Annotated in this window: 5 protein-coding genes and 1 pseudogene; 1 reads left to right on the top strand and 5 read right to left on the bottom strand. The window is 44.4% G+C overall.

Features of this window, described 5'->3' with window-relative positions:
- Both H6F66_RS27995 and H6F66_RS11180 read right to left on the bottom strand, forming a co-directional pair.
- Positions 1-239, bottom strand: a pseudogene (locus H6F66_RS27995) (hypothetical protein); the annotation flags it as partial.
- A 314-nt stretch (positions 240-553) separates the two neighbouring features.
- The gene (locus tag H6F66_RS11180; RefSeq protein ID WP_190421144.1) at positions 554-1,000 is read right to left on the bottom strand and encodes a hypothetical protein; all 447 of its coding nucleotides are present in this window, start codon (positions 998-1,000) and stop codon (positions 554-556) included.
- Here H6F66_RS11180 and H6F66_RS11175 point away from each other — a divergent pair.
- Positions 974-1,996 (top strand): tyrosine-type recombinase/integrase, encoded by a 1,023-nt coding sequence (locus H6F66_RS11175; RefSeq protein ID WP_190421143.1) that lies wholly within the window; start codon positions 974-976, stop codon positions 1,994-1,996. The two genes, H6F66_RS11180 and H6F66_RS11175, sit on opposite strands and share 27 nt — an antisense overlap.
- Positions 1,997-3,572: 1,576 nt before the next feature.
- Here the strand turns inward: H6F66_RS11175 and H6F66_RS11170 are convergent.
- The 3 genes from H6F66_RS11170 to H6F66_RS11160 form a co-directional block, all read right to left on the bottom strand.
- Entirely contained in the window at positions 3,573-4,004 is a 432-nt protein-coding gene (locus tag H6F66_RS11170) for a hypothetical protein (protein WP_190421142.1), read from the bottom strand.
- Positions 4,005-4,490: 486 nt separating this feature from the next.
- Positions 4,491-4,799: a hypothetical protein gene (locus H6F66_RS11165; RefSeq protein WP_190421141.1), complete on the bottom strand. Its 309-nt coding sequence runs from the start codon at positions 4,797-4,799 to the stop codon at positions 4,491-4,493.
- A gap of 428 nt (positions 4,800-5,227) precedes the next feature.
- Entirely contained in the window at positions 5,228-7,126 is a 1,899-nt protein-coding gene (locus H6F66_RS11160; RefSeq protein ID WP_190421140.1) for a potassium transporter TrkA, read from the bottom strand.
- Between the last annotated feature and the right edge of the window lie 270 nt (positions 7,127-7,396).

The raw sequence follows: 7,396 nt of genomic DNA, 5'->3' as shown, positions 1-7,396 counted from the left end.
GGACAAATAAGGGAATAAAAAAAAGCGGCGTTGCTGAATGCAGGTATAAAGCTATCGCTGGAACATCGAAGGCTCGTTTTAAATTTTTGGAAATTATACCCAAATTCAGCAACGCTTGGCGTTGTGCGGTCAGAGCCTTGAGAAAACCAATGATTGATGGTAGTCAGTGAGCATTCGCAAATAAAAGCTACATCCTCCCGTGACACGTCCCAGTGTTTGAGAAACTCATTGAGTTCCATTGGCAGTTCTATGGAATGAAGATACGTATTCAACGCATCCCAGTGTCTTTGAGCAGGTGTCTTTTGGGCAATCTTTATAGCTATCCGGGTTGCCAATGTGCAAGTGCTTGAAGCTATCTTACCCGCAAGTGCTGTCCCCTGACTCTCACAAATTTAATGGCGATAAAGACGGAATTAGTTTTTTTGCGTAGTAATTCTAGCACTTAAAAACGACATCAAGCTCTGCCACAAGCGGGGCATTTCTTTTCAGAAATGTTGGCGTTATTAGGGCTTTTCCCATAGACATTCTCAATAGCACTCATTGCCGAGAAAAATTAAACGGGATAATATGTCTGATCTTCCCAGCTGTACTCCCAAGCCCAACCCTCTGGATCTAAATGTTGACCCCACGCTTTAAAATCATCTCTATCCCGGCGACGGGTAATTGTGCTGGGATGTATCCCTAGCCTTTCTGCTAGACGACTCTGGATGAGCGGTTCCGGTTGTATGGACTGGCGCTTTTTAGGTGAACTACTTTTTTTGGCAGCGTTACGGGGAGGCTGGCTGCGTAGTTTTTCCCCTTCAGTTTGGGGTAACGATTCTACTGCCGCCTCTAGCTTTTCAATCCTTTGACTAAGTTTTGATATCTCGTTGCTATCAAAATTGATATCACTTAACCCTGCCTCTAGCTTTTTAATCTTTTGAATAAGCTTGGCTATCGTGGTGTTATCAGATGTATCTTCCCACAGCCGAAGATGAAAGAGCTGGTCACGGTATCTCACTTCCAAACCCTATCTCCGACAGTTAACGTGTTGGCGGAAGGGAATCCAGCGCTGGTTTATTTATCCGGGTTGGGTAGCGGTTCCCGGCGCACGATGCGGCAGGCACTGAACGCGATTGCTGAGATGTTAACGCTGGGGAGCTGCGATTCCACTACCCTTCCCTGGTGGCTTCTCAGGTATCAGCACACCTCGGCGCTGAGGTCAGAACTGATGGAGCGATACTCCCCGGCGACGGCGAATAAAATGCTGTCGGCGCTGCGGGGAGTGTTAAGAGAATGCCGACGCTTAGGGTTGATATCAGCCGATGATTACATGAATGCTTGCGACCTGAAGCAGATTGCTTCTGAGCGCTTACCTACCGGGAGAGCGTTATCGGGAGGCCAGATAGCTGCCTTGATGGATGTGTGCTGCCGGGATGCTTCACCTGCTGGATTTAGAGATGGGGCGATGTTGGCGTTTTTGATGGGGGGATTGAGAAGGTCGGAAGTAGTAAAGCTGGATGTCTCGGATTTCAATCTGGAAACCGGCGAGATTAAGGTACTAGGTGGTAAAGGGAGAAAAGATAGGCTGTGCTATACGCCCGGTGGCGGTGCAGAAGCAATTGCTGATTGGCTACAGTTGAGGGGCGATATCACTGGAGCATTGCTCAATCCAGTGAATAAGGGTAGAGCGATTTTGGTGGGGCAGCGCTTGTCGTCCCAGGCGGTACTGAATGCTCTGGAAAAACGTAGCGAACAGGCAGGAGTAAAAGATTTATCACCCCACGATTTTCGGAGAACGTTTATTAGTAATCTGCTGGATGCGGGGGCGGATATTTCTACCGTTCAAAGATTGGCGGGTCACAGTTCACCCTTAACAACTGCTCGTTACGACCGTCGCGGTGAAGAAACCAAGCGTAGGGCTGTATCGTTGCTGCATCTGCCTTATGGAAGGACGGTGGTGCAAGGTGCGGTTAACGAAGCTATTCGGAAGGGAATCGAAGCTGGCTATGCTTAAAGGCTAGAAAGATTATCGCAATTGATATCAATTTTGCTATCAGTGATATCAGTAAGAGAGGTAGATATTGATATCAATATCTAAGGAAAGCTTGAATAAGGGTCCTGGACTAGCCGCACGTTTCCTTAAACCAACCGCTCATATTGAAGACCCGATAGCTAGGGTCAGCGAGATTAACAGGCTTATAATAGCCCATTACCAGGGTATTGTGTTCCGAAACCCTTCTCAAGAAGTATTCTTCAAAGGTTGGTTAAACCGGGCCGGAAAACAGCGGGAATTAATCGAAAAATACTAAAATAAAAAGACCCCTGAACGCAGTGTTTAGGGGTCTTTTCTATTGCTAGCTTTCAAACTATTACCGCTTATCTCATAACGTAAACTATTAGGGCGATTACAGTAAGTACACACTAGAAATGGAGAGAATCACACCGAGGTTTGAGCTAAATGATGCGTCAGTATGGAGAGATAAACGCTACCTTTCATCATCATTAAGAGCCTCATTTCAGTGAAATTGAATCAAAAATAACTAAAATCTAGGTTCAGCGTTTAGAGGTTCGCTCATAGACAACCTGGTCGCCATTGTTGGTCACTCGTAAGTATTTGCCTACAACGTATTTCATCTCACTTCCATCCTCATCGTATGTCGTCCCCTCATAAGATCCACTGTGCTCGTTGAATATGATGTTACGAACAGTAGTGGTAGCCCCATTAGAAAGGACTGTCGATTCAAGATAAAACGTCTCTCCATTACAACTGTAGATCTCAACCTGATAGTTGGTAGTTAGGAATTGGTCTTGCGCGGTACATGACTCTTGCGCGATAAGCAATTCTTCAGACGAGGCAAAACTAGAATCTTCGGAAAGATTCGAGAAAGGCGTAACAGCTAACAAGGGCAATCCTGGCATCAATAACCCCAAAGTCATGCCAACTGTAGAGGAAAACTTGCAGCTTTTAACCCAAAATTTAGAGGTCATTCTGTCTTTTTTTGGTTGAATTATATTTTTCAACTGTAATTTTATTTTTTAGCAACGTCAAGAGTGATTTCTCTATTACATCTATTACATTTTTAAGTTTTTGATAACAATCCCCCAGGCTCTTCACTGTTCAAAAGTTTAATTCTGGAATGATAGCTCTATCTCATTTCATCTAGTGAGCTACTGCGGATAGCATAAGAAGGACACTAAAATCCGCAGAACAAATCAGGGATAAGTTTATTAACTTCCTCCATCTTTGTATCGAGACTAATGGCGATATATTGTCTTTCTCAGAAAGTATTCTTCCAGGGTTGATTAAACCGGGACGCAAAACAACAGGAATTAATCGAAAAATACTAAAAAAAGACCCTCAGACGCAATGTTTAGGAATCTTTTTTATTGCTAGCTTTCAAACTATCACCGCTTATCTCATAACGTAAACTATTAGGGCGATTACAGTCAGTACACACTAGAAATGGAGGGAATCACACCGAGGTTTGAACTAAACGATGCGTCAGTATGGATAGATAAAGGCTACTCTTCATCATCATTAAGAGCGCCATTTCAGTAAAATGTGAATCAAAAACAATTAAACCCTAGGTTTAGGGTTTAGAGGCTTCCTCATACCAAACCTGCTTGCCATTTTTGAACAGAGTGAGTTGATCGCCGCCCACCTTGTAAGCGATCTCATTTCCTTCGTCATCAGAGGTAATAGCTAAATAAGTTCTATCGGCTTCAATTGTGACCTTAGTGCTCTTAATTTCAGACTGATCAGAAATCTTTGTCGCCACAAAAAAATAATTATCTACATTCTCACAAGTGAAGATACTAATAAAATAGGTTTCAGTTATGAAGTAGTCTGCCAGTCCAGCCCCTGAGCATTCGCTGGGTGGCGTAGGCTGAGGAGGAAGCTCCCAGGCAAGAGCTGAGAAAGGCGTAACAGCTAACAGAGACAATCCTGGCATCAATAACCCCAAAGTCATGCCAACTACAGAGGAAAACTTGTAGCTCTTAACCCAAAATTTAGAGGTCATTTTGTCTTTTCTTTGTATTGGATTGTATCTTTTAACTATATGTTTATTTTTTTAGCAATGTCAAGAGTAGTTTCTCTAGATATTTATAGGTTTTTGATAACATTCCTCCAGGCTCCTCACCGTTTAAAAGTCTAATCCTAGAATGATAGCTCTATCTCATTTCATCTTGTGAGTCGTTTTGGATAGGGTAATAAATATACTAAAATTTGCAAAATCAATCAGCCATAGCTTTATTAACTTCCTCCATTTTTGTGTCTCTGAATTTATAGTTTTAATGCTGAGGAATCGTCTAAACTAATGGCAATATATTGTGAAGTAGCCGCTAGGGAAGCAGGGACTAAAGTATCGCGAAATATAGCTATGCGCTCGCCGGGTTAAAATGCGTTGTAAGCGCGGTTTAACCGTAACCAATGGAAGGTATTGTGGCGGTTAATTGGCGGTATAGCAATGGGTTCAAGCCGAAAGGCGATTTCCAAAAATATCGCTTCAGCCATTCTCAGGCTTCAAGCACCGATAATTATCTGCCACTTGGGCGTTCGCTAGCAGCACGGCCCCCACATCGGCTTCCGTCAGATGCAATGTCGCTGGGAGAGTTGCACTGTCCACTCCCTCCTCCACCTGATGAACCGTTACCTCCACCAGGGTGGTCACACCTGGAGATGTGGGGCCAGGCAGGGAGGAAGGGGCTGAAGCCGAAGGCACAGCAGTGGTTGTAGGAGCTGCCGGCACAAAAGCGCACAAACTTTCCAAATCAATTAGCCGCCCGGATGAAACACACCATGTCCGGGCTAACATTTGGAGCAAAGGTAGGGTCGGTAACCATCAGGGATAAGAAGAAGGGAAACAGGCGCATATATTTTATGTGATAAGAATTTTACCTAGTGTTCCCTTTGGCCACCCCGAAATAGCAGAGGCCAGTTTGTGACGAGTGCCGATCTGTGAGGAGATATGCCGCGCCTAGTGTTGAGTGGCTTGGGGGGTAAACTTGCGGGAATCTGCGCGAGCGTGGGTAGTTCAAGTCTCGCTTCCAGTTACTACCTGGAGGTTGAGGAGTAACGGAACAGAAAGCCACGTTAAGACCTTAAGGCTCAAACGCTCTAGCAGCAGGTATTCTATCAAAAAGCACTTTTCGGTCTTAATGAAACGTACCAATTAACCTTCAGAATCCATGAGATAGTCGATGGCGATCGCGTACATCAATATAAAAAGATTGAAACTGAAATTTAGTTTTCCGCTAATAGAATGATCGTATCTTGCGGGGCAAACGTAATTAGTCGATCTTTTTTGGGATTAATTGTCACCCCATAAGCTCTTCCTGAATTATTAGCATCAGCTTTGCAACGATAGCCAATTGCCGATTCACCGCGTTGCTTGGCGGCTTCAACAACTGTGTAAAAATTAACGGGATGAGCGAGCGCAACATACTCGCTGACAGGCTTGATATAAATTTCTGAGCCTTCGGGATCAAAGAGATCGGAAAACACAGCATTGAGGCTTTTCTGTTCGGAAACTTGAGCCAGCAGCCGACTAACAATTTGCTCACTGATGACAAAATCATCTGGGCGAGCCACTTGCGCTAACGCTTGATTTCGCACATCTAAAATTTCCGTAACCACTTGAAAATTGTACTTGTGGCGATCGGAAATATCCCGGAGATAAAGCAGTGTAATCAAAGTTTGAGCATCAGCTTGTTCTGGTTCTAAGTCAGGATTGCAGAGTACGAGAACACGATCATATTTAGCTAAGTCAATGCTTTCTAATACCCGACGCTCGGTAGGATTTCCCTGAGAATACCGCAGAGTTTGTTGTTGTAAGTTGAGCGATTCCGGTGATAGATCGACTTCTACATCGGGAAATTCTGCAACGACAGTAACGCTGGAGCCTAGAGCAACGTAGTAATCAAGTAGTTGAATAATGCTATAAACGCGGTTATTCCAGGCCAAAATTAAGGTATTTTCTGGGACTCTGATCGCATTTGTCTGTTTAACTTGAATTGCCTGACGATCGATGGGAATGTCAGACAGTGGCGACAAATGAATGGTACTGTCATCTTCGCTAATCAAAACAAGTTGTTCGTTGGGTTGTAACGGCGTGTCGATCGGTGGATTAAGTTGGATAGTCCCATTAGAGTATTTAATTCCCAGTACTGCCGACTCGTTGTAGGCGACAAGGGCATCGCCGTAGGTCTTTCCTTGCAAATTGGGTTCAGCTTTGATATAGATTTCATTGCCACTAAAATCAAGAAGCTCCATGTAAACCGTTGATAAGCCTGATTGCCTACAGGTTTGCACAATGATCCGCGAAATGAGATCGTTAGTTAGTAAAACCTCTATGTCATTGCGTCCGATTAAGCTAACAATGTCGGAACTCTGGGGATCTTGAACTTGAGCAACAATGTGATAGGGCTGGGACACGCTGCGAGGAATACTGGTAATTGCCAGCAGAGTTTTTACGAGTTGAATATCAGCATGAGCATTGGATGAGCTTAGAATCACGATTGAGCGTGCCGTTTGAACATTCACCATCCCTAAGTCAGTAATATTGCTGGGACTGCCCGTGCGACATACTAAGCGAATTTTGGGACGTTTACCGAGAATACTAGATAGCGTATCTTCCATCTGCACTTTGTCCTCTTCGCTGAGGATGACGATGCAAGTACCGGGTCGATTGGCATTAGCAAGGGTAAGTTGTGAGATGAGGGTAAATACTTGCAGCGACCAGCCCAAAATTACAATGTGATCGGTTTCAACGACACGGGAGCGTCCTTTCCGTAAGTCTTCTAGCTTCGTATCGATGCCACTGCTGAGAACACCGATCAAGGTACTGATAAGGAAGATCCCGCCAAAGGTGACAAACAGCATGGCAAATCGAAATAGCCAGCCTGTATCGCCGCCCATTGTACCTGCGTCTAGAGTCCGCATGAGAACGCTCCAAACCGCTTCTAGAGGATTGAGGCGTGAGCTTCCTTCCGGCGCAACTCCGGTGATGCTGACCAAAAATCCCATTAAAAAGATAAAGGCTAGAGAGGTCAAGGCTAATCCACCAATCAGGGCAACAGTGCCTCTAGCCATGAAAATATCGAACCCGTAGCGGACACGCTCTGAAAGCGTAATTTTACTCATCTTGATGGAAGTTTCCTTGCTGCTATGGCAAATAGTTTTAGGTGAGGGAGCGGAACTCCTGCTTTTAGATGAATTTGGGGTTCCCTAGCACCTTTCGGTAATCTATATAAGTATTCTCAGATTTACTGGCACTACAACTATTTTTTGAAAGTTTGTTATACCAATTCTCTATGAAGTTGCACTTAATAAAGCCGAAACAATGTAATCCCAACCACAGATAGAAGCAACCGCTTCCGATGAGAGAGAATCAAGCACCAGCTTTAACTTGTG

This window comes from Trichocoleus sp. FACHB-6, assembly GCF_014695815.1.
Classification (GTDB): Bacteria; Cyanobacteriota; Cyanobacteriia; order Cyanobacteriales; family FACHB-T130; genus Funiculus; species Funiculus sociatus.
This window is presented reverse-complemented; position numbering and strand designations above follow the sequence as displayed.